This window comes from Pseudoxanthomonas sp. LjRoot204_2, assembly GCF_056175765.1.
On the sequence record NZ_JBGFFG010000560.1, the window covers coordinates 1 to 1,868 of the forward strand.

4 protein-coding genes are annotated in these 1,868 nt (G+C 66.3%); 3 read left to right on the plus strand and 1 reads right to left on the minus strand.

Features of this window, described 5'->3' with window-relative positions:
- Positions 1–76: 76 nt before the first annotated feature.
- Positions 77–310, minus strand: a complete 234-nt coding sequence (locus tag AC04L7_RS17850) for a hypothetical protein (protein WP_435998332.1) — start codon at positions 308–310, stop codon at positions 77–79.
- 71 nt (positions 311–381) lie between these two features.
- On the opposite strand from AC04L7_RS17850, the gene AC04L7_RS17855 reads away from it, so the two are divergent.
- The 3 genes from AC04L7_RS17855 to AC04L7_RS17865 form a co-directional block, all read left to right on the plus strand.
- Positions 382–708 carry an HNH endonuclease gene (locus AC04L7_RS17855; RefSeq protein ID WP_435998330.1) on the plus strand — a complete coding sequence of 109 codons (327 nt, stop codon included), beginning with the start codon at positions 382–384 and terminating at the stop codon, positions 706–708.
- Positions 701–970 carry a hypothetical protein gene (locus AC04L7_RS17860; RefSeq protein WP_435998328.1) on the plus strand — a complete coding sequence of 90 codons (270 nt, stop codon included), beginning with the start codon at positions 701–703 and terminating at the stop codon, positions 968–970. Before AC04L7_RS17855 ends, AC04L7_RS17860 begins: the two co-directional genes overlap by 8 nt.
- Before the next feature lie 318 nt (positions 971–1,288).
- Positions 1,289–1,868, plus strand: a 580-nt coding sequence (locus AC04L7_RS17865; RefSeq protein ID WP_475513588.1) for a hypothetical protein, incomplete at its 3' end; no start/stop codon positions are given.

The following is a 1,868-nucleotide window of genomic DNA, read 5'->3' on the forward strand; positions in this document are numbered from 1 at the left end:
GACATGGGACAAGCAGCTGTCCCGGCGTCCCAATTCGATGTTGGGACAGTCTGGGACAGATGGGACACAGCCGGGGCTACTCGGTGAAATGAAGCTCTCCGTGATAGCTGACCTCGGTGATCCGATTCATCCAGGTGGTGGCCCTTTCGATCGCCTCCTCTCGCGTCGGCGAGAGCTCGACGCTCTGATGGGCGGTTTCATCGAAATCAGTCCCTTGCCTCACGACCCTGATCTGGGGAAGCCAGCCGGGCTCCTGCAGATCCATGAACTCTGCGGTCGGCTCAAGGGTGAATCCATCAACTTCTCGCATGGGCGCTGCTCCGTTGGGACCGGGCAGGACTGTATCACCCACCCCTTCTATCGAGTCAGGCGAGCACCATGATGAAACGCCCACGCCTGACGACGCTGAAGAGCACGCTGCCCACCGTTCCGAACCGCCTGAAGTCGACCGCGCAGCTGGGTGTGAAGCCTGACGCCTTCGGCCAGGGCCGCGGTGGTCGTCCATGGCGCCGGCTCCGCGAGCAGATCCTGCAGCGCGACGGGTACTGCTGCCAGGCCTGCGCGCGCGAGGGACGCGTCCAGGTCGCGCACGAGGTCGATCACGTCGTGAACATCGCCGCCGGCGGCACCGATGACCCCAGCAACCTGGAGGCCATCTGCACCGACTGTCACCGCAAGAAGACCCAACAGGAGGCCCGCCGTGGCTGAGAACGAAAACGAGATAGACCGCGCCGCGCGCGCATTCACCGACTCATCCGTCGCGCTGGCAGACGCGCTGCTGGCGAAGCTGCAGGCAGAGGCGCCAGACATCGCCGCCAAGGCCGCCCACTCGCTTCAGCAGGGCGAGCGCATGCAGCTGCTGCTGGAGTTCCACCCGGAGGCGCCCTCGATCGTCTGGCAAGTCCTGGACGACTACGAGCGCCCGAAGCGCCTGATGACGATTCCCGGGCGGATGCCGAGCCGGCATTGAGCGAGCACGCGCACGAGCTGCAGGAACCGTGCCCGCGCTGCGGCATGTGCGGCGTGCCCGTGGCGATCTCGGCGCAAGGCCGGCCACGGAAGTTCTGCAGTGATCGATGCCGTGCAAAGGCATTCCGCCTGCGGAGCGCGATCAGCGACATGGTCCAGCTGACCGCGATGCTGCCCTTGCCGGTCTGGCGCACACCCGGCGGCGACTGGGAGGACGAGCATCGCGTTGTGTAACGAAACCCCGGCCGTTGTAACGAAACACCTTCAGCGTGAGCACTCTGCGGCGTAGAACTCCCGGTCAACTTCCAGGAGCACTGCAATGTCCGATCAGCTGAGGCAAGACGTGGAGACCGTCAACGCGAACCTTCGCCAGGTCTCCGAACAATTGAGGGGGCTCGAAGGCTACAGCGCCCGCATCGCCACCATCGAGCAGATCGTGGCCAAGATCGACGCAGAGGGCGGCCGCGGCGGCATGGGCAACATGGGCCCGAGCATCGGCGCCTCTGCCTTCCAAACCATCCAGGAAGACGCCAGCTTCAAGGCGGCAGCCGAGCAGGCCGCGCGCGGCATGAAGGTCGGCAAGTTCGACGCCCGCGCCAACGTCGACGGATCCATCCGCGCCGCGCTGGTGAACCAGGGCAACGGCGACAGCAACGACCAGAGCTTCCCGACCTGGTCCGATCGCCGGCCGGGCATCTACGGCCCGGTCATTCCGGCGCCGCGCCTGCTGGACGTGCTGCCCAGCCGCCCCACCAGCAGCGACTCGGTCGAGTACGTGAAGCTGAGCGTGACCGGTGACGCCGCCGAGCAGGAGCAGGAGGGCGACACGAAGGCCGAGCTGGACTTCGAGGGCGAGCTGGACACGGCGAACATCGTCACCGTCGCTGCCTGGACCGCGG

Coding starts and splice junctions, on each gene's coding strand:
- AC04L7_RS17850 (WP_435998332.1), bottom strand. CDS start 310: ATGCGAGAAGTTGATGGATTCACCCTTGAGCCGACCGCAGAGTTCATG.
- AC04L7_RS17855 (WP_435998330.1), top strand. CDS start 382: ATGAAACGCCCACGCCTGACGACGCTGAAGAGCACGCTGCCCACCGTT.